General features: G+C 33.0%; 21 protein-coding genes. 3 read left to right on the top strand and 18 right to left on the bottom strand.

Annotation, left to right across the window (positions count from 1 at the left end; genetic code table 11):
* Positions 1–187: 187 nt before the first annotated feature.
* From ABD816_RS03000 to ABD816_RS02990, 3 genes are read right to left on the bottom strand one after another with little or no spacing between them, the layout of a single operon-like run.
* Positions 188–898 carry a TauD/TfdA family dioxygenase gene (locus ABD816_RS03000; protein ID WP_344924616.1) on the bottom strand — a complete coding sequence of 237 codons (711 nt, stop codon included), beginning with the start codon at positions 896–898 and terminating at the stop codon, positions 188–190.
* Entirely contained in the window at positions 873–1,193 is a 321-nt protein-coding gene (locus ABD816_RS02995; RefSeq protein WP_344924615.1) for a hypothetical protein, read from the bottom strand. The genes ABD816_RS03000 and ABD816_RS02995 overlap by 26 nt, the downstream gene beginning before the upstream one ends.
* A gap of 50 nt (positions 1,194–1,243) precedes the next feature.
* On the bottom strand, positions 1,244–2,215 hold the full coding sequence (locus tag ABD816_RS02990) for an endonuclease/exonuclease/phosphatase family protein (protein ID WP_344924613.1): 972 nt from the start codon (positions 2,213–2,215) through the stop codon (positions 1,244–1,246).
* A gap of 232 nt (positions 2,216–2,447) precedes the next feature.
* Here ABD816_RS02990 and hflX point away from each other — a divergent pair, with 232 nt between their 5' ends.
* A complete protein-coding gene (gene hflX, locus ABD816_RS02985) occupies positions 2,448–3,659 on the top strand; it encodes a GTPase HflX (RefSeq protein WP_344924611.1) in 1,212 nt (403 codons plus the stop codon).
* A gap of 90 nt (positions 3,660–3,749) precedes the next feature.
* Here hflX and ABD816_RS02980 read toward each other — a convergent pair whose 3' ends face one another.
* Positions 3,750–4,781 (bottom strand): DUF3078 domain-containing protein, encoded by a 1,032-nt coding sequence (locus tag ABD816_RS02980; protein WP_344924609.1) that lies wholly within the window; start codon positions 4,779–4,781, stop codon positions 3,750–3,752.
* A 172-nt stretch (positions 4,782–4,953) separates the two neighbouring features.
* Here ABD816_RS02980 and ABD816_RS02975 point away from each other — a divergent pair, with 172 nt between their 5' ends.
* Complete coding sequence (locus ABD816_RS02975) at positions 4,954–5,403, top strand: GNAT family N-acetyltransferase (RefSeq protein ID WP_344924607.1); 450 nt, start codon at positions 4,954–4,956, stop codon at positions 5,401–5,403.
* A 70-nt stretch (positions 5,404–5,473) separates the two neighbouring features.
* On the opposite strand, the gene ABD816_RS02970 is transcribed toward ABD816_RS02975, so the two are convergent.
* From ABD816_RS02970 to ABD816_RS02935, 8 genes are all read right to left on the bottom strand, one after another.
* Entirely contained in the window at positions 5,474–6,412 is a 939-nt protein-coding gene (locus ABD816_RS02970; RefSeq protein WP_344924605.1) for a DUF3078 domain-containing protein, read from the bottom strand.
* Positions 6,413–6,561: 149 nt separating this feature from the next.
* The gene (locus ABD816_RS02965; RefSeq protein WP_344924604.1) at positions 6,562–7,071 is read right to left on the bottom strand and encodes a DUF2480 family protein; all 510 of its coding nucleotides are present in this window, start codon (positions 7,069–7,071) and stop codon (positions 6,562–6,564) included.
* A 39-nt stretch (positions 7,072–7,110) separates the two neighbouring features.
* Positions 7,111–7,434, bottom strand: coding sequence for a DUF59 domain-containing protein (locus ABD816_RS02960; protein WP_344924603.1), 324 nt, complete (start codon positions 7,432–7,434; stop codon positions 7,111–7,113).
* A gap of 9 nt (positions 7,435–7,443) precedes the next feature.
* Positions 7,444–7,869 carry a SufE family protein gene (locus ABD816_RS02955; protein WP_344924602.1) on the bottom strand — a complete coding sequence of 142 codons (426 nt, stop codon included), beginning with the start codon at positions 7,867–7,869 and terminating at the stop codon, positions 7,444–7,446.
* A 172-nt stretch (positions 7,870–8,041) separates the two neighbouring features.
* Positions 8,042–8,743: a DUF4377 domain-containing protein gene (locus ABD816_RS02950; RefSeq protein ID WP_344924601.1), complete on the bottom strand. Its 702-nt coding sequence runs from the start codon at positions 8,741–8,743 to the stop codon at positions 8,042–8,044.
* Positions 8,744–8,847: 104 nt separating this feature from the next.
* The gene (locus ABD816_RS02945; protein WP_344924600.1) at positions 8,848–9,855 is read right to left on the bottom strand and encodes a zinc metalloprotease; all 1,008 of its coding nucleotides are present in this window, start codon (positions 9,853–9,855) and stop codon (positions 8,848–8,850) included.
* A gap of 144 nt (positions 9,856–9,999) precedes the next feature.
* Entirely contained in the window at positions 10,000–11,118 is a 1,119-nt protein-coding gene (locus ABD816_RS02940) for a hypothetical protein (RefSeq protein WP_344924599.1), read from the bottom strand.
* Positions 11,119–11,283: 165 nt separating this feature from the next.
* Positions 11,284–12,498, bottom strand: a complete 1,215-nt coding sequence (locus ABD816_RS02935) for an aminotransferase class V-fold PLP-dependent enzyme (RefSeq protein ID WP_344924597.1) — start codon at positions 12,496–12,498, stop codon at positions 11,284–11,286.
* Between the two features lie 95 nt (positions 12,499–12,593).
* Here ABD816_RS02935 and ABD816_RS02930 point away from each other — a divergent pair, with 95 nt between their 5' ends.
* Positions 12,594–13,946 carry a serine hydrolase domain-containing protein gene (locus ABD816_RS02930; protein ID WP_344924595.1) on the top strand — a complete coding sequence of 451 codons (1,353 nt, stop codon included), beginning with the start codon at positions 12,594–12,596 and terminating at the stop codon, positions 13,944–13,946.
* Positions 13,947–14,000: 54 nt separating this feature from the next.
* Here the strand turns inward: ABD816_RS02930 and ABD816_RS02925 are convergent, their stop codons facing one another.
* From ABD816_RS02925 to sufB, 6 genes are all read right to left on the bottom strand, one after another.
* Positions 14,001–14,891, bottom strand: a complete 891-nt coding sequence (locus tag ABD816_RS02925; protein ID WP_344924593.1) for a YARHG domain-containing protein — start codon at positions 14,889–14,891, stop codon at positions 14,001–14,003.
* A gap of 66 nt (positions 14,892–14,957) precedes the next feature.
* Positions 14,958–15,527: a DUF2306 domain-containing protein gene (locus ABD816_RS02920; protein ID WP_344924592.1), complete on the bottom strand. Its 570-nt coding sequence runs from the start codon at positions 15,525–15,527 to the stop codon at positions 14,958–14,960.
* Positions 15,528–15,658: 131 nt separating this feature from the next.
* Positions 15,659–16,972: a Fe-S cluster assembly protein SufD gene (gene sufD / locus ABD816_RS02915; protein ID WP_344924590.1), complete on the bottom strand. Its 1,314-nt coding sequence runs from the start codon at positions 16,970–16,972 to the stop codon at positions 15,659–15,661.
* An 83-nt stretch (positions 16,973–17,055) separates the two neighbouring features.
* On the bottom strand, positions 17,056–17,808 hold the full coding sequence (gene sufC / locus ABD816_RS02910; RefSeq protein WP_344924588.1) for a Fe-S cluster assembly ATPase SufC: 753 nt from the start codon (positions 17,806–17,808) through the stop codon (positions 17,056–17,058).
* A gap of 35 nt (positions 17,809–17,843) precedes the next feature.
* Positions 17,844–18,281 (bottom strand): hypothetical protein, encoded by a 438-nt coding sequence (locus tag ABD816_RS02905; protein ID WP_344924586.1) that lies wholly within the window; start codon positions 18,279–18,281, stop codon positions 17,844–17,846.
* A 25-nt stretch (positions 18,282–18,306) separates the two neighbouring features.
* Positions 18,307–19,752 (bottom strand): Fe-S cluster assembly protein SufB, encoded by a 1,446-nt coding sequence (gene sufB / locus ABD816_RS02900; RefSeq protein ID WP_344924584.1) that lies wholly within the window; start codon positions 19,750–19,752, stop codon positions 18,307–18,309.
* Positions 19,753–19,777 lie beyond the last annotated feature (25 nt).

Genomic DNA, 19,777 nt, shown 5'->3' with positions numbered 1-19,777 from the left:
TTTACTGTGTCCTTTGTTTGTTGTGTTTTCTTCCCGAAAAGGGTGAATAAAATATTTAAATTGAGTTAACCTTTTCTTATATAATATTATACAAACTATACATTTAGAATTCAATGATTGATTATAAACGCTTGATTTTCTGTTAAACTATAGTTGCGCAACAGCCTCAATGGTTAGACAAAGTTTTTTAATTAATGTTGAATCTAATTCTTTTAAATAATCTGTTTGAATTTATATCAATTTCAGTTCGTCCGTGTAGCATTAAATCATTTCTAAATAAGATTAATTCTCCTTTTTTTAGTTTTAATTCAAGTGAGTTTTTTTTAAACAAGCTATCTAATCTACTTAATTGTTCCTTTTCTTTATCTGTTGTTTTTGAAAATGATTCTATAGTAATTCTATCATAACATAACTTATATTTCCCAGAATCAATAGTTAGAATGCCTCTAGATTGATTTCTATATCTCCATTTTTTCTCTACAAGTTCGTGAATTTGTTTTTTTGATAATTGTTTCAATAAATCGTTTAAAGCCATAAAAGTACTATTACCTTGTTTTTGAATAGCAGGTTCTACACATAATAAACCAATACAATTTGGTATTACATCAAAATCCGCACAATCAGTATGTAAGGGGAAAGATAAATTTGAGTTAGCTATTGATCTAAATAAATCATTTTGTTTAGATATTTTTACATCATAAATGTCGTGTCTATCATTATTTTTGTTTTCGAAAACAGATGTTCCAATATGATTAATGAATGACTGAAAATCATAATCTGATAGAGGGAAGTCTTCTAATAGAATTATGTTAGTACCTATTTTTAATTTAGAAATGATATCCTCATATACCAAATTCTTATCAAATTTATATCTAGTTAATAAGCCCAACACTTCCATCTATAAATATGCAAAGTTCATTATTTGAACCTTTTTTTGGAAAATCATTAATTTTTTGTTCTAAATTATCGATAGAACTAAAACCTCCAAATTCAGGTTCAGATTTAAAATAATATCTACAGGATATTTTTTCTATTTTGCCGTCCCATTCAAGTTCTGTGTAAGTCGGAATTTCTTTTATTTTATGTAACTCAGTTAAAAGTTCTCCAATTGATAAGTTTTCATTTATGTCAATATTTATAATTTCTGAATATGGATTATCAAAATTCAATTCTGTGAAAAGTTCAATATTCATAGTGTGTTTTAATTTTGCCTTACGATAGTATAAGAGTACCCAATCTGATGTTAATTTAATCTTAGTTGCACATATACGGGAAAATGATCACTATATCCTCCCTGATATTTCCTTCCGGCATAGGTTCTGAATGGATTTCCTTTATAACGACCTTTATAAATTTTCAGGAAACTTTCATCAAAAATATTGGCTTGAGAAAAGTTGTGCTTTGATTTTTCAAATTTATGAAAGTTGTTACTAAAAATAATTTGATCAAATAGATTCCATTGGCTTTTATAGTTAAGTGTACCACGATATCTGGTATGTAATCGTTCCATAGGGTTATAAAAATCTTGCTGAACAAGATGATCTTTGACACTTTCATTAGTATGATCATCATTAAAATCTCCCATGATAATAATTTTTGCAGCTGGATCTTTTTCAGTGATCTGATCTATAATTTCACGATTTTTTTTGGCAGCTATCACACGTTTATAAGAAGTGGATTCGGCACCATCACGTCTGGAGGGCCAGTGATTTACTAAAATGTGAATTTCTTCCCCATTAAGATTTCCCGTCACCCATAGAATATCACGGGTATAATCTCTTTCTCCATATTCATTATCAACTAAAAGAACAATGCTTTCTGAATGTGTCACCGTAAAATATTTTTTCTGATATAAAAGACCCACATCAATTCCACGTTCATCAGGAGAGTCATAATGAACAATCCCATAATTTTTATGGATCAAATTTTTTGTTTTAATTAAATCTTTTAGAACGGCTTTATTTTCTACTTCTGCCACACCAAGAATCACAGGAGCTTTACCAGTATTTGCAAATCCTATATTAGAAATCGCAGTTCCAAGTTTAAAAATTTTCTTTTCGTATCTTTTTTTAGTCCATTGTTTTTCAGAATCAGGTAAAAAGTCATCATCTAATATGTTAAGATCATCTTTAATATCAAAAAGATTCTCTAGATTATAAAAAGCGATGGTATATAAGTTAGTTTCTTTTTTAAGAAAGTATTTTTTTGTAGGCATGTATAAATTTTTTCTGTAAAGCCGTAATGTACAAATTCAAAAGCATTCATTATCGTACCTTTGTATAATAATTATATCAATAGAGCACTAGATTGGCTTAAGTAAGTTATAATTTTATACATACTTTTTGAGGTAGTATAATAAGGATTAAAACAGCAGCGTCATATATATTTATAATTAAATATATCGAATGTATGTATTATTAAAAAGATTATAGAAATAAAGAGGATCAATGATAGAAAAAGAAGATACTGTATACGAAAAAGCAGTTTTAGTAGGAGTGATTACTCAACATCAGGATGAAGATAAACTAAAGGAATTTCTGGATGAGTTAGAATTTCTCACTTATACGGCAGGGGGAGAAGTTGTAAAACGTTTTACACAAAAAATGGATACACCTCACGCTAAGACGTTTTTAGGAAGTGGTAAAATGGATGAAGTACGAATATATGTAGAGCAGCATGATATAGGAACTGTAGTCTTTGATGATGAATTATCGCCTGCGCAACAGCGAAATATAGAACGTATATTAAAGGCTAAAATCATTGATCGTACTAATTTAATCTTAGATATTTTTGCACAACGTGCACAAACAAGTTATGCAAGAACACAGGTGGAACTGGCACAATGTCAATACTACTTACCACGACTTACGGGACTGTGGACTCACTTAGAAAGGCAACGAGGAGGTATAGGTATGCGTGGTCCGGGAGAAACAGAAATTGAAACAGACAGACGTATTGTTAGAGACCGGATTTCTCTGTTAAAAAAGAAATTACTTACGATTGATAAACAAATGGCTACTCAACGAGGTAATCGGGGAAAACTCATAAGGGTTGCTCTTGTGGGCTATACAAATGTGGGTAAATCTACATTGATGAATGTAATTGCTAAAAGTGAGGTTTTTGCAGAAAACAAATTATTTGCAACTCTTGATACTACAGTAAGAAAAGTAGTAATTAGTAATTTACCGTTCTTACTCAGTGATACCGTAGGGTTTATTAGGAAGTTACCTACGCAGCTTGTAGAAAGTTTTAAAAGTACGCTGGATGAGGTGAGAGAAGCAGATTTATTATTACACGTAGTTGATATTTCACACCCTCAGTTTGAGGATCATATAGCATCTGTATCTAAAATTTTAGAAGAAATTAAAAGTGGAGATAAGCCGACTATTATGGTATTTAATAAGATTGATGCGTATCAACACGAAACTATTGAGGATGATGATTTGATGACAGAAAGAACGGAAGCTCATTATACACTAGAAGAATGGAAAAAAACGTGGATGAGTAGGATAGGGGACAATGCATTGTTTATTTCAGCCATCAATAAAGAAAACATGGATGCATTTAGAAAAAGAGTGTATAAAGAAGTTAGAGATATCCATGTGACACGTTTTCCTTATAATAACTTCTTATATCCAGAGGAGTTTGTAGAGAATTAGGAGTTAATATGGTTGTAAAAGAATTTCAGATAATAGGGCTCTCATAGGTTTTAAAGCTGGTGAGGGCTACATAAATGTGTATGTATTTTTTTAAAAAGTAACATTAAGACCCAACCCGATCACTTCTCGAACCTGAAAATTACCAGTGGCATTGTCATCATAAATAGTTTGAAAAGCAAAACTACCAGAAATATATTTATTTACTACCAGATTAAGATTTAGGGTATAATCAATATCAATATTATAAGGTTCTTCTATGTAATTAGAATATAAATTAAGGATGTTTTCCATCGTTATATTTTTAAGGATAGTAAATTTAGAGTATGCGGCTATAGATCCACCAAATTCGAATCTGGAACTTTTTCCTGAATCTATTCCAAAATAATCGCCATCTTCATAATCTTCAGTGGTTGTAAATTGATTATCTACAAAAATCATTCTCGAGGTTACAGGTGCAATATTAATATTAAGATTGTCGCTTTTTTTCCAGAGTACACCGGGACCAATTTGTATATAAGCTGGTGAAAAGAAATGTGTATCCTCTGTACGTATGATTTCTCCAGTTGTAGCATCTGTACTAAAGGTATATCCTTTGGCAAATTGGGATCTAAAATTGATAAAAAGAGAATAATTCCAAAATGAGTCTTTAATTTGTTCACCTAATCGGGTGTTAAACTCAACCCTATCAGTGGTTTTACGAGAAAAATCTTCCCCTTTTAGAAAAGTAATTCCAAAATCTGCTAGAATTTTATTATCCCACGTTAGTTTTTCCTTTTTGTAATTAAACTCATAATTAAGTATTGTAGTCCCAGCGATATTAGAGGTACCACCGCCACCTTGCCAATTATTGTTAAAAGCAGACTGATTAAATATTAAAGAAAATTTACCAATCGTATTCCAGGCAACCTCTGGTTTTTTAGCTGGTTTTGGTGTAATTTTAGTAAGCATATCCTTTAATACAATTACATTAAGATCATTAGGAGTGTTTTTTAGAACACTATCCAGAGATCGAACTAATTGTACTTGTATGGAATCCAGTTGTTTTACTTCTTTTTCCTCCTGAGCAATACAAGGAGCCACAAAGGCAATTAGAAAAATGAATAGTATAATTTTTTGCATCATATAAACAATAGATTCAGGCGGATATACATGTATTAGATATATCTTATTTTTTAAACCGTGTAAAATAGAAACTAAAGAATTGTTTTGTGCAATAATATATGTACTACAAAAACTATTATTTTTATAGTATAGTATATCTTTAAGAAAAATTTATAGCAAAATACAATATATTTTGGAAATAACAGTAATCAAGGCGGTACATGAAGATAAAAGGTTTTTGCTGAGTTTGAGAAAAGCGACCATGACAAATCATCTTGCGACAGCCGGTCTTTTTTTATCCAAGGATGAGCACTTATCGCGGATAGCTCTATTTTTTGATACTACATTTATAATACGAATAGCTAATAAAAATGCTGGAATGCTTAAATATGTTCAAAATAAAGAGAAAACAGAAATAGTACAGCTACAGATATTACCAAAATATCAGGGAAAGGGAGTTGGGAAATATATCGTAAACTATATGATCCAAAAATCCCTTGATTTGAAGAGTAGATTAATGCTAAAAGTCCTCAAACAAAATCCTGCCGTACGTCTTTATGAGCGATGTGGCTTCCAGATTGTTGACCAAGATACTCACGAATTTTATATGGAATATATATTGGATAGTACCAGAGACACTTAAAACAATAAAAAAACCCTTGTTGTCTTTCTAGAAAGACAACAAGGGTTTTTTTATATATATTAAACGATGTTTAGAAAGCGTAACTCAATCCTAACATCCAGAAAGACTGTAATACATTATCAGTATCTTCAAGTTGAAAATCATCCGCATTAGCCTCTGTTAAGCCAGATCCGGCATTAAATGCTTCTTGCTTATTTCCTCTTAAACCAAAGTCAAAACCAACACCAATCTTTTTCAGGAAAGTGTAACTAAAACCATTTGTCCATTGCCAGTTAGAGTAATCTGTATCTTCATAACTTAAGAACGCAGATAGGTTTGATTTAAAGTTAATTGCTCCAATTTTTCGTGTATAATCAGCAACAACTTTAGCACCTAGTGAGGACTCGAATTGAGATTCTCCTTCGCTAAATATAAAATTGTAGTTTAATGGGTGTATCACAACTACTAAATCCTGGATAGGTGTCCAAGTACCCCCGACACCAACATCTAAGTATCCTGGATCATTAAACGCACCTTCTAATAAAGCGGTTCTATATTCAGCTAAGGCAGAAACAGCAAAAGTTTTGCTTACTTTATATCCATACAGAGAGCTTACATTGAATACATCAGTAGCTACATCAAAATCGTCACTATCTGTATCTATATCTTTATTGTCTAATTTTACCCACCCTAAGTTTACATTTAGTGAATTTCTCCAAAAATATTTTTCTTGTTGAAGATTTGCAAAAGCGTTCACGGTAACACCAATATTACCAGAAGAGTTATTAGGTGCAGACTGTAAATACCAGTTATCAAAACCAGAAATACTACCTCCAATCGTACCAAAAGCTCCGATTTTCCATCCTGGTAATGCATCGATCTGCGATTGAATTGCATTCGCTCTGCTCTGAATGCTGGCAATAGAATCTTTCTTAGCCGCAAGTGAAGTTTTTAATTCTTCTTCTGTTTGTGCATTCACTGTGATTGCTCCTGCAAAGAGAACTGTTAAGGTTAACAATATTTTTTTCATAACTAATAGTTTTAAGTGGTTTTTATTAGATTTAAATTTTTGTAAAATTTTACGTTGGCAAATATAGTAGAAGTAACGTTTTTTGATTTAAATAGTATGAATAAGACCTTCGTTTTTCGACGAAAGACAACTTCAGACGGTCAAAAGCCTTATTTTCGTTTATATATAGGAACTGCAGAACAAGCTTCCCCGTACATAATACTTTTGGCAACGGGCTGTAATTTCTGGAGTAATGCTATATAAGCGCTTTCGGGTACAGGTTTATTAGAACATCCTTTGATGATTAAAAGTTTATCTTGATACTCTAATACATTTAATGTATCAATTAATGTGGTGTAGAGTATGGTTTCTAAATTTTGTAGAGAACCAACTACTACTTTTTTAGCAAATGGTGTGGCAAGACTCGTCAATAAAAGATAAGCCCAACCTGGAATAATAGCATCGGTCGTACAATTCAATGCCAGATATGTATCCTTATATTGACTCCAATCATGCTCAGACGCTTGTTTTCTAAAATCTTTTTCTCGTAATATTAATCCCTCATATAACCAATCCTTAATATCTAATATGATCCGTTCTCCTTCTGGATAGTAATCTTCCAGATCAAAAGTGATCAGATTTTTATTAGTAGCTACTCTATTGATAATTTCTTCAGCCATAATTTTGCTTTTTAACAACCTCTGATATGTCGTTTTTGATTATAGCATTCCTAATTCCAGTTTAGCTTCCTCACTCATTAAATCCTGTGTCCATGTAGGTTCAAAGGTTAGTTCGATTTCTGCATCCTTAACATCATCTAATGATTTTACTTTTTCTTTAACTTCCTCTGGCAATGATTCTGCTACCGGACAATTAGGAGAGGTGAGAGTCATTAAAATTTTCACCTCATAATCCTCATTCACAAAAACATCATATATTAATCCTAATTCATATATATCAACCGGAATTTCTGGATCATAAATAGTTTTAAGGACTCTTACTATTTTTTCTCCCAGTTCTGTAGTATCTATAGTTTCACTCATTTTGTAATATTAATTAACTTGCGTTTGATACGCAATTGCATACATTTTTAATTGTTTTATCATACTTACCAGCCCGTTTGCACGTGTTAGTGACAGATGTTCTTTTAATCCTATTTCATCAATAAAATCAGTGTCTGCATTAATGATATCTTGTGGGTGTTGCCCAGAAAAAGCACGAATAAGAATAGCAATGATTCCTTTGGTAATAATAGCATCACTATCTGCAGTAAATTCGATTTTATTGTCATTCATTTCTGCATGTACCCATACCTTACTCTGACATCCTTTTATAATGTTTTCCTCAATTTTATATTTCTCATCAATTAAAGGAAGTGATTTACCAAGATCGATCATATACTCATAACGTTGCATCCAATCATCAAACATGCTAAACTCATCTACAATTTCTTCCTGAAGTTCTTGTATAGAAGCCATATACTTACAATTTTTTAACAAAAGTACGACAACAAATAAGTTTAATCAAGGTTTAGTCCATCAACTAAAATCTTTACTCTAAATAATTCCCAAAAGCTTAAAATTCCATTTTATATAGTTCATACGGGTAAAATAGAATCCAAATATCTCCCTGGACAGATGTAAATAAAGTTTATTCTTCCATGCCTTCTGTTAATGATACTATATAGGTAACTAGAGATGCCAACTCCTTGGGAGGGTGTCCGTGGTCAAAACCATTAGAGATGAATTTTTGATCTCCTTTACTAATTTCTAATTTTGCATGTGGTGCACCATCGTGCAATCTTTTTCCTGTTGGAGCCTCAAGTGTTCCTATTTTTTTTAAATCAATTTTTTCCACCATTGCTCTAATCTCATTCCATTGTTTTTTACTACAGTTTTTAGATTTTTTTTGATCAAGATTGCGATCTTTGAATACAATGATATCACGTTGATCAATTTCAGTTTTCAAAAAATAACCTCTGGAAAGCGCGCTATAGATAATTTTCATAGATTCATCCTGATTGGATACTAAGTTTTGCGCCAAAACATTATCTTTTTCTTTAGCAATAATATTGACAAGCGAATATGTTAGTGAAGAGGTATCTGTAATCGTTTTTTCTGCTTTAGAAACCTCTATTTCCAGTGTGTAATTGTATCCTTCTTCATATTCAAAACCTTCTATAGTATCGTAAAAATAAGTCCATTCATCATCCGAATTTTCTTTATACAGCATACAAGTTTGCGAGCCTACACCTTGACAATTCGTTTGATAACTTGCTATGTACACCGTTTTGGTTTCTTTACAGGATAGCAGTAAAAATATACCTGCTAAAAAAGGGATCATTTTACTCATTGATTCAATAATTTTTAAGCGTCTATAAAAATACGAATTTAATTTTCCATACTATACGGTTGATTAGGTCAAGAATAATAAATAATTGTTAACTAGAACTCCATTTATTCTAAATTTTTAGCAAAACCTTCTCTTCCTCCACCTTCTGTAAATACAGCTCTCATACGTGCCATCTGCCCATCTGTAAACATATACATGCAGTTGTCATCCACATAATCCATATAATTCATAGTCATGTCATTAGAGTCGCAATGCAATGTGGGGTAGTTAGGGCATCCATAATTAGCGGTGTCTGATAAAGGGGTATCATCCACAAAATCATCTGCTGAGCAATCGCCATCACCCCATATATGACGTAAGTTTAGCCAATGACCGACCTCGTGGGTTGTGGTCCTGCCTTTATCAAAAGGAGATTGTAAATATCCCTCTGTTCCAAAATACTGCGGTGATATAACAATTCCATCCGTAGTAGGACTATCTCCTGGAAATTGTGCGTATCCTAAGATTCCTCCACCAATGGCACAAACCCACATATTAAGATGTGTTTCCGGATTGATTACATCGGATCCCCCATTAGCAGAAAATTTCATTTGGTCGTTAGTTCCCCAAGAGGTTGTTGTTGAAGAAACCCTAATAATAGAATCCAGTTCAAAATGAATTTTAATATCGGAAGCTAATGCTGCAAATTCTTCTGGTATTTGATCAATATCAGTGTTTGTTTTACTAAAATCCTGATTAAGGACATTGATTTGAGATTGTATTTGGGCTTCACTAATATTTTCATCTTCATTGCTATAAATAACATGAAGTATCGTGGGTATAATAATCGTATCTAAATCTTCAACTTTTCCTTCTTTTCTTTGTGTTATAAAGGCTTGACATCTTTTTTCTATTTGCTCCATTTTTGATCGCAAATCCGGAGTTTTAATCATATGCTTTTCTAACACATTCATTGTATAACACCTTCTGATAGTATCATTTTGCGTTTGCTCATCAGATGATGTAACAATTTCTGGAGTATTATTTTCTTTATCTTTTTTTTTATCACCTATACAAGAACTAAAAACAAATAGTATGATAAAAGCTATTATGGGAAAGGCTCTCTTTTTCATGATCACAGGTTTTGAGTTGATATAAAAAACGTAAAAAGTGGCTATTTTGTTTTATTATTTAACATCCATAGGAAATATTTAACGTGTTGGTTATGAATGTGTTAATTTTTATGAAAACACTGAGATCATGTATATCAAATACCATTATTCAGTAACAGAAGAATTTGTTACTATTATATCTGTATCATCATGTGCAGAGATACCGGGATATGAAGGGTACCAAGAGCCTCCTATATTATTTTGGATAACAGACTCATCAATAACAATATTTCCAGAATGGTCATTTGAGACAAAAAAAATGGCTGAACCAAAGTCATTCACTTGATTGAATTCTATATGAGATCCTAGAAGTTTAAGAGTCATTGTGTTCCCGTCATTATAAATCGCACCTCCACTACCTCCTCCAGGAGTTCCCGCTTGTGAAGGATTTCCTCCATTACCTATTGCGGTATTATGAGAAAAAAGACTATTAATGATGGTCCAGGAGACCCCGATACTACTAATAGCACCACCATTTGATCCATGATTTCCGTAGTTTTCTTTACCTCCAAAAGTACTATTAACAATAAAAACCGGTTGGTCATTATATTGGCTGAATACTCGTATAGCGCCACCACCTACATCTGGACCGGTACTAGCACAAGTATTATTAAAGAATCGACAATTTACAACTTTAAAGCGCCCACCACGAACCCAAATAGCTCCACCTCCATCGTATGCTGTTTCAGATGTGGAGTTACCATTGATAAAAGTAATATTCTGGACAGTAAGTCTGGGGGTATCTTGATTATCACAATGATCTGTAGTCCATATTTGATCAGGATCACAAGTGTTCATATATAGAATTCTTGTTTCATTATTACCACTTAAAGTGATCAAACCTCCTCCATCAATTACAATTTCTGGAGTGGTATCATTAAATATTTTGGCAGGTTTATTAAGTGTTATGGTTACAGGATCAGATCCACAATTAAAAACAATTTTTCCTCCTCCTGCGACAGCATCAATAAAAACCTCACCAGTACAACTTTCTGGAGTACCATCACCAACCACCGTAGTTGGATTAGAAACGTCCTCTAAAGATGCTTCTGCAGGTACCGGATAACTTCCATCGGGATTTCCTGCTGGAATTCCATCATATGGATCGTTTAAAGGATTATCAATAACTATAGCGTCATTATCGCTATCATCACTACAAGATATTAAAACAAACGATGAAAATAGAATGAGAATGTATTTTAGAAAAAGATGTCGTATGCTCATATCAAAAATATCAAGTTAAGTTTTAAAATGTAAAAACGGGTATTAATTCGGTATATTGTATATGTAATAGACTATAAACGAATAAAATACATTGCTTTTATGACACTATCTAATTCTTACTTTTTTAGGTTCATAAGAATTTTTGAATGTAAAGTTTTCTTTGTTTTAGCTTAGCATTAATATAGCTTTTTTTAAAGCGGTTACTAGTGCATCAATTTCTTCTTTAGTATTGTAAAATGAAAAAGAAGCTCGTATAGTTCCGGGAATTTTATAAAAATCCATAATGGGTTGCGCACAGTGATGACCTGTCCTTACTGCAATTCCTAATTTGTCTACAATGCTACCCACATCATAAGGGTGAATGGATCCAATGTTAAATGATATAACAGATGTTTTATGCTTAGCAGTTCCGTATATTCTTAATCCTTTTATTTCTAGTAATTTTTTTGTTCCATATTCAAGTAACTCATGCTCATAGTTAGCAATTTTTTCAAAACCAATACTATTCATATAATCTAAAGCTACTCCAAAAGCAATACCTCCGCAAATATTAGGGGTTCCCGCTTCAAACTTATGAGGTAACCCTGCATACGTCGTTTTTTCAAAGGACACCTGATCGATCATCTCTCCACCCCCTTGATAGGGAGGGAGTTTGTTAAGCCATTCTTCTTTTCCATATAATAAACCTACTCCTGTAGGTCCGCATAGCTTATGAGCAGAAGCTACATAAAAATCTACATCAAGGGCTTGTACATCTGGTTTAATATGTGGACATGCCTGTGCTCCATCAATTAATACCGCAGCACCTGCTTTATGTGCTTTGCTTATAATTTCCTCAATAGGGTTGACGGTTCCCAATGCATTAGAAACATGATTGGTAAACACAAGTTTAGTTTTATTAGAAAGAAGTTGATCATAGACATCCATTAATAACGCTCCCTCTTCGTTCATAGGGATTACCTTAAGCATAGCGCCCGTTCTTTCGCAGAGCATTTGCCAAGGAACAATATTAGAATGATGTTCTAGTGCTGAAACAATAATTTCATCCCCTTTAGAAAGCAAGGTGGTAAAGCCTGTTGCCACAATATTAATACTATGCGTGGTTCCTGCTGTCAAAATAATTTCGTACGAGTTTTTGGCATTAAAATGCTGCTGTACTATTTTACGAGCTTTTTCATATGCATCTGTTGCCTCTTGTGATAAAGTATGTACGCCACGATGAATATTAGCGTTATAATTACTGTAATAATCGACAATAGCGTCAATAACTATTTGAGGAGTTTGGGAAGTGGCCGCATTATCAAAATACACCAAAGGGTTCCCATTTATTTGCCTTTGTAAGATTGGAAAATCTTCTCGTATTTTTTGTACATCTAGCATATCAATTTCTTTTTGCAAAAATACTAATACCAATTAGTATTTGCTTATTTATGGAAGGGATTGTTTATTTTTAGAATGATTTTAAACGCATATTGATGAAACGATTGAAAAAAGTTGCTAAAATTATAATTTTCTTACTATTTGTGGGTATTGGTGTTGTCATTTTTCTGAATTACCCAAAACTTGATATCATCTCTGGATACTCAGCTAAAAATATGTGTTCTTCTGTATTTATAGGAAATAGAAGTGTCGCCTATACAGATGCTACCGACAATAATTTTTCACCCATTAACCTAGCAGATGATGAATTGTATGAGGAAGAAAAACAGGTGATAGCTTCTGTTTACGGACTTAAGAAAAGAAAGGCAATATACAGAGAAGGCTTAGGAGCTCTGTTAATTAATGATGATTTTGATGAAAAAGCACCTTATTTAACTCCTCAAAGAAATAAAATTAGTACTAATATGACCTATCCATATGGTGAATTACCACAAAAAGATACAGTTTTTGCAGAGGTAAACTATAAAAAAATATCAAAAGCCGTTACTTCTGTTTTTGATACTGATCGTATAGAGAAACAGAAAACAAGGGCTGTATTAGTAGTGTATAAGGATCAAATTATTGAGGAACAATATATAGATGGTTTTGATAAAAACACATTGGTTTTAGGCTGGTCAATGACTAAAAGTATTCTTAGTACAGTATATGGAGTATTACAGAAACAAGGAATTGTTGATATAGATCATAAAGCTCCGATTAAGGAATGGCAACAAGATGAACGAAAAGAAATTACAATTAATAATTTATTACAGATGAATAGTGGGTTAGCATGGGAAGAAGATTATGGGTCTATTTCTGATGCGACCACTATGTTATATCTGGATAGTGATATGACACTGCCTCAAATCCATAAAAAGGCAATTCATAAACCAAACGAGTATTGGTATTATTCTTCGGGCACTTCTAATCTATTGTCAGGGATTTTACGAAAACAATTTAATAGTTATCAGGAATATTTGGATTACCCGTATCGAGAGTTCATCGATAAAATAGGAATGCATTCTATGATTATAGAGACGGACATGGCCGGTAATTATATAGGTTCATCCTATAGTTGGGCAACGGTAAGGGATTGGGCAAAGTTGGGAGTACTGTATCTTCATAAAGGAAATTGGAATGGGCAGCAAATTTTTAATCCGGAGTGGGTGGATTATGTTACAACACCGAGTCCTACATCTGATGGCGATTATGGAGGACATTTTTGGTTAAATAAAGGAGGGTTCTATCCGGATGCTCCCAGAGATATGTTTTCTGCAAATGGATTTCAGGGACAACGTGTTTTTATAATTCCATCAAAAGATTTGGTAATTGTTCGTTTTGGGTTGGAAGGAGATAAAGGAGTGGATTTTAATACATTTATCAATGAAATTACAACTGCAATACAATAGATATGAACCGATCCTGATTCTAATCCATTTTATGTCAAGATAGTGGTATTTATGTTACCTCCCAAAATAGTCATAGTACCGCTCTGCGTGTTCTTCATAGCGTTTGATTAAATCAATGTTTTTCTTTTCAGTTGCAGTTAGTTTACTTCGGATATCTGTAGAAATCGGAACATACCAGTCAATTTCTGAATCAAAGAAATACCTCATTTTTCGATTTTTAAACGAATAGCCGTGTCTCGCGTAAATCATATTTCGTATAATTTCCAGTTCGCCTTTATTTAAATTTTCTACATCCTGATTGGTCAACTGTTGCGCTGAAGCATTTAATTTCGAAATTTTTTCAGGGTCTACTGATTCTAATTCTAATGATTCACCAAACTGCGTATTAGATAATGGAATATTAAAATCATATTCAGGAGAAAGATTTAGTGTCGTATCATATTTGTATGCTTTTTTATTTAATTCATACTTCCTTCTCGGTACCGCTAAATTAGTATTATTAGCAATCCATACACCTGTTAATTTTTTATCTTCTGGCAGTATAGTAAATTCAAAAACACCGTCATATTTGTCATCACCAGGTTCTGATACCTTGGCATGTAATGATTCTGAATTGAAGATTCCTTTAAAAGGTCTGCTATTACCTGCAACCACAGAGTGACCATACAAGGAGTCTTGTGTAACTCTATCTATAGCAATATTTATTTTATTAGAGAAAGAACCTTTTTTTTCATAAATATCACCATAATCTTCTGCGATAAATAGACCCACGTAATAGCCCAACATGTTTGTCTGATCAATGGTTTCTTCAACCTTGGTTTCAGTGATTACCTCGTTAACTTCATCCTTAGTTTCAACTGGTGTAGCAGCAATGGGTTCGGTTTTAACTTCTTTTTTACAACAAACCAGTAGTGCGCAAAAGAGAAGAACGATTATATTTTTCATTGATATAGAATTATATTTTATCTACTAAGATACTTTAATTACTTCAGTTATTTTTAAACAACATCCTTAACTTTTATTTTTAAGATATTTTAAAATGATGAGCTCAGCTACAATAAGGTTAAGCACCCAACCCAACCATGCTACGATCTGATATACATCCATAGGTCTGGGCTGAAAAGCCACAACAAGTAGATATTTCCATATTCTTAATGTAATGGCGGATAAGGTCAATGCAAAACTTCTGATCATAAAAATTTGATGTTTTTTATAGTTTTTTTGCTTGACGGCTAACAGCGCTTGTAAGCTAAACCAAAACCAACCTATTGCTAATAAGCAAAACGCGAGCTGAGACCAAAAACCTCCATTAGCATAATACCCTATGATCAGACCCGATGGAGCAGCAAAACCTAATACAGAAATTAAATAAATCCAACCTATTATTCTATGGGTACTCGTATACTGAGTTCTTATCTTTTTTGAAAATTGAGTAAATCCGGCGAAAAGTGAAAATACTGAAAAAGTCACATGGATATAAAAGGCTATTTTATAATGAGTAAAGACAATATATTGCTGCTTGATCCGTAAAAATGCTACATCAAAATCAATAGGAAAATACTGCAGTGTAATCTGAAACATGAGTATACAGAAAAAGGCATATATGAGAAGGAGAATGATATGATATATGTTTGTTTTCCGTTTTTGCATAATAAAAAAACCTCGACAAATATATGAAGAGGTTTTTTATAAAATTTTAATGGGATTTATTTTTACAAATCAAATCCAATATTCACACCAAGTTTTGCTGCGATCAATTTATTAATTCGTTGTTTTAGTTGCGGGATTTTTACACTTTCTAAAACATTATTCGCAAAAGCATACATTAAAAGAGCTCTGGCTTCTTTTTCTCCAATTCCTCTTGATTGCATATAGAATAATGCCTGATCATCTAGTTGTCCAATGGTACATCCATGAGAACACTTGACGTCGTCAGCAAAAATCTCCAGCTGAGGTTTAGAGTTAATAGTTGCTTTATCACTTAATAAGATGTTATTGTTAGATTGAAAAGCATTAGTTTTCTGTGCTTCTTTATTAACAATAATTTTTCCATTAAACACACCAGTTGCTCTTTCATCAAAAATACCTTTATAATCTTGATGACTTTCACAATTAGGTTCTGTATGGTGCACCAGGGTATTATGATCTACATGTTGTTTTCCTTCTAAAATGGTAACACCATTAAGTATAGAGTCAATACCTTCTCCTTTTTGAATAAAGTTCAGATTGTTTCTTGTTACGTTTCCTCCAAAAGCAAATGTATGTACAGACGCGATACTATGTGCTTGTTGTTCGATAAATGTATTATCAACTAATGATGCATGCTCATTATCATTCTGGATTTTATAATAATCTACAATAGCTCTTTTATCAACAAAAATTTCAGTTACTGAGTTTGTTAATGTTGGATTATCAGTTAAACTCTGATGGCGCTCTATAATCTGCACGTGAGAATTCTCTTCCACTACAATCAGGTTACGTGGTTGCAATAATTGAGAAGATTCTTTGCCTGTAGAAAGGTGTATAATCTGGATAGGTTTGTCTGCTAGCTTGTTTTTAGGAATCCTAATGTAGGCACCTTCTTTAGAAAAAGCAGTATTTAATGATGTGAGACCATCCTGTGGAGCAATTTTATTAAAATAGTTGTCAATTATAGGTCTGTATTTATCGTGTGTAAGTGCAGATGACATTAAACACACATCTATTTTATCATGAGTAGTCTCTGATAAATGAGATGAATACTGTCCATCAATAAATACTATCTTATAAGTGTCAAGATCATAAATAAAGTACCTCTTTACATCTTTGAACTCTAATGCATTTTCTTCTTTTGGAAAAACACTGTAATCATGTTTTAAGATTGCATTAAGCGATGTATATTTCCAGGCCTCCTCTTTTTTTGTAGGAAATCCTTTTTCTTCAAAATTCTTTATTGCCTGACTTCTTATATCATGAATAGTATCTTCTACATCCACAGTATTTTCAAAAGCTAAAAAGGAAGATACTAATTTTTCTTTCAAATCCATTTGTATTGTTGCTTGTTGTCTGTTGTTGGTTTAAAAGATTTTAAGATCTAATAACTTAGAACTATCAACTTTACCAACAACTTTTATGCGTTGATCTCTTCTTTAATCCAATCGTATCCTTTTTCTTCTAATTCTAATGCTAATTCTTTGGTTCCTGATTTTACGATTTTACCATCGTATAAAACGTGGACAAAATCAGGAACTATATAATCGAGAAGACGCTGATAATGAGTAATAACAATTACTGCATTGTCTTCACTTTTAAGTTTATTTACACCGTTTGCTACAATACGCAATGCATCGATATCCAATCCAGAATCTGTTTCATCAAGAATCGCCAGTTTAGGTTCCATCATAGCCATCTGGAAGATTTCATTACGTTTTTTTTCACCTCCAGAGAATCCTTGATTTAAGGAACGCGATAAAAACTTGCGATCAATATCTAACAATTCAGACTTCTCACGTATTTTTTTAAGCATATCCTTAGCAGGCATTTCTTCAAGCCCTTGTGCTTTTCTGGTTTCGTTAATAGCGGTTTTCATAAAATTAGTAACCGTAACCCCGGGAATTTCTACCGGATACTGAAAAGAAAGAAAAACACCTTTATGAGCACGTTCTTCTGCAGCTAATTCCTCGATATCTTCTCCTTCTAAGATGATGGTACCTTTTGTTACTTCATATTCCTCTTTACCAGCAACAATATTGGCTAATGTACTTTTACCGGCACCATTAGGTCCCATTATCGCGTGTACCTCACCAGCTTTTACATTTAGTGTAAGACCTTTTAGAATTTCTTTGTCTTCTATACTAGCGTGTAAATCCTTTATCTCTAACATTTTGTGTTGTATCTTTCTATTGTTAACTAATTGATTTAGTGACTGTGACCTTCATGACCATGACCTTGGTGATCGTGACCTTCACTAGCTTCATTCTGTTCTGTAGAACCTTCAGAAGTTTTTATTTTTGTGGGAAGCTCAGAGGTAGGTTCAGTAACACCAATAATTTCAGTGATTTTAACTACTTCCGGCCATCCTTCATCAGCATTTTTTTGTATAATACCATTTATGACTACTGGTACCATATCATATTCTTCTCGCTGTAGTGGCTTTACTTTTGCATCTAGTTGTTTAGCCATATCATCTATGATAACACCATAAATAAAATCCGCACCTTTAATAACACCTGCTCCATCGATTAATATAAATTCACCTCTAATTAATGTAGGTTCTTTATCTGATTCTTTAGAAGTATCTTTTTTACACGAAAAGATAAGTAAGCTTACGAAAAGGAGGATGATTGATTTTTTCATTAATGTGATTTTGTTAGTTATACATTTACCCTACAGAACCTTCCAGAGATATTTCTAAAAGTTTTTGAGCTTCTACGGCAAATTCCATGGGAAGTTTATTCAGAACTTCTTTACTAAAACCATTTACGATTAAAGCAATGGCTTTTTCTGTATCAATACCTCGTTGATTACAGTAAAAAATCTGATCTTCTCCAATTTTGCTCGTAGTTGCCTCATGTTCTATCTGAGCAGTTTTGTTTTTTGCTTCAATATATGGAAACGTGTGAGCGCCACATTCATTGCCCATGAGTAAAGAATCACATTGAGAAAAATTACGTGCATTGGTTGCTCTGCTATTTATCTGTACGAGTCCACGATAGCTATTTTGTGATTTTCCAGCAGAGATTCCTTTAGAAATGATGGTACTTTTGGTGTTTTTACCAAGGTGGATCATTTTTGTTCCTGTGTCTGCTTGCTGAAAATTATTAGTAACGGCAATAGAGTAAAACTCTCCAACCGAATGGTCTCCTTTAAGAATACAAGAAGGATATTTCCAGGTTACTGCAGATCCTGTTTCTACCTGTGTCCAAGAAATTTTAGCGTTTTTCTCACATAACCCTCGTTTAGTAACAAAATTGAAAACGCCTCCTTTTCCTTCTGCATTGCCAGGATACCAGTTTTGTACGGTAGAGTATTTTATTTCTGCATCATCCAATGCTATTAATTCTACCACAGCTGCGTGTAGTTGATTTTCATCTCTGGATGGAGCTGTACAACCTTCCAGATAGCTTACATAACTGCCTTCATCAGCAATGACGAGTGTACGCTCGAATTGGCCTGTTCCGGCTTGGTTGATTCTAAAATAGGTAGATAATTCCATCGGGCATCGAACACCTTTTGGGATATAACAGAAAGAACCATCACTAAAGACCGCAGAGTTTAATGCTGCATAAAAATTATCTTTTTGAGGTACTACAGAACCCATATATTTTTTAACCAATTCCGGATGCTCTCGGATTGCTTCTGATATAGAACAAAATATAATTCCTTTTTCTGCTAATGTATCTTTAAAAGTAGTGGCTACAGAGACCGAATCCATAACGATATCCACAGCTACTCCTGCTAATTTTTTTTGTTCATCTAAAGAAATACCAAGTCTTTTAAAAGTATCCAGTAATTCAGGATCTACCTCATCAATACTATTGTATTTTGGTTTTTTATTAGGTGCAGAATAATATGAAATGTCTTGAAAATTAGGTTTTTCATAGTGTACATTCGCCCATTCCGGCTCTTCCATCTGTTCCCAAATACGAAAAGCTTCAAGCCTCCATTCAATCATCCATTCTGGCTCTTCTTTTTTAATAGAAATTGCGCGAACGATGTCTTCATTAAGACCTACAGGAAACGTATCAGATTCTATATCGGTATAAAATCCGTATTCGTATTCTTTGGTTTCTAATTCTTTCTTTAAGTCGTCTTCAGTATATGCCATCTATTTGTTCCTGAACTTTTTTACA

The organism is Aquimarina addita, assembly GCF_039539305.1.
GTDB classification, from domain to species: domain Bacteria; phylum Bacteroidota; class Bacteroidia; order Flavobacteriales; family Flavobacteriaceae; genus Aquimarina; species Aquimarina addita.
This window is presented reverse-complemented; position numbering and strand designations above follow the sequence as displayed.

Excerpts from the sequence above, each read along its gene's own strand:
- ABD816_RS03000 (WP_344924616.1), bottom strand. The coding sequence starts at position 898 with ATGGAAGTGTTGGGCTTATTAACTAGATATAAATTTGATAAGAATTTG.
- ABD816_RS02995 (WP_344924615.1), bottom strand. The coding sequence starts at position 1,193 with ATGAATATTGAACTTTTCACAGAATTGAATTTTGATAATCCATATTCA.
- ABD816_RS02990 (WP_344924613.1), bottom strand. The coding sequence starts at position 2,215 with ATGCCTACAAAAAAATACTTTCTTAAAAAAGAAACTAACTTATATACC.
- hflX (WP_344924611.1), top strand. The coding sequence starts at position 2,448 with ATGATAGAAAAAGAAGATACTGTATACGAAAAAGCAGTTTTAGTAGGA.
- ABD816_RS02980 (WP_344924609.1), bottom strand. The coding sequence starts at position 4,781 with ATGATGCAAAAAATTATACTATTCATTTTTCTAATTGCCTTTGTGGCT.
- ABD816_RS02970 (WP_344924605.1), bottom strand. The coding sequence starts at position 6,412 with ATGAAAAAAATATTGTTAACCTTAACAGTTCTCTTTGCAGGAGCAATC.
- ABD816_RS02965 (WP_344924604.1), bottom strand. The coding sequence starts at position 7,071 with ATGGCTGAAGAAATTATCAATAGAGTAGCTACTAATAAAAATCTGATC.
- ABD816_RS02960 (WP_344924603.1), bottom strand. The coding sequence starts at position 7,434 with ATGAGTGAAACTATAGATACTACAGAACTGGGAGAAAAAATAGTAAGA.
- ABD816_RS02955 (WP_344924602.1), bottom strand. The coding sequence starts at position 7,869 with ATGGCTTCTATACAAGAACTTCAGGAAGAAATTGTAGATGAGTTTAGC.
- ABD816_RS02950 (WP_344924601.1), bottom strand. The coding sequence starts at position 8,743 with ATGAGTAAAATGATCCCTTTTTTAGCAGGTATATTTTTACTGCTATCC.
- ABD816_RS02945 (WP_344924600.1), bottom strand. The coding sequence starts at position 9,855 with ATGAAAAAGAGAGCCTTTCCCATAATAGCTTTTATCATACTATTTGTT.
- ABD816_RS02940 (WP_344924599.1), bottom strand. The coding sequence starts at position 11,118 with ATGAGCATACGACATCTTTTTCTAAAATACATTCTCATTCTATTTTCA.
- ABD816_RS02935 (WP_344924597.1), bottom strand. The coding sequence starts at position 12,498 with ATGCTAGATGTACAAAAAATACGAGAAGATTTTCCAATCTTACAAAGG.
- ABD816_RS02930 (WP_344924595.1), top strand. The coding sequence starts at position 12,594 with ATGAAACGATTGAAAAAAGTTGCTAAAATTATAATTTTCTTACTATTT.
- ABD816_RS02925 (WP_344924593.1), bottom strand. The coding sequence starts at position 14,891 with ATGAAAAATATAATCGTTCTTCTCTTTTGCGCACTACTGGTTTGTTGT.
- ABD816_RS02920 (WP_344924592.1), bottom strand. The coding sequence starts at position 15,527 with ATGTTTCAGATTACACTGCAGTATTTTCCTATTGATTTTGATGTAGCA.
- sufD (WP_344924590.1), bottom strand. The coding sequence starts at position 16,972 with ATGGATTTGAAAGAAAAATTAGTATCTTCCTTTTTAGCTTTTGAAAAT.
- sufC (WP_344924588.1), bottom strand. The coding sequence starts at position 17,808 with ATGTTAGAGATAAAGGATTTACACGCTAGTATAGAAGACAAAGAAATT.
- ABD816_RS02905 (WP_344924586.1), bottom strand. The coding sequence starts at position 18,281 with ATGAAAAAATCAATCATCCTCCTTTTCGTAAGCTTACTTATCTTTTCG.
- sufB (WP_344924584.1), bottom strand. The coding sequence starts at position 19,752 with ATGGCATATACTGAAGACGACTTAAAGAAAGAATTAGAAACCAAAGAA.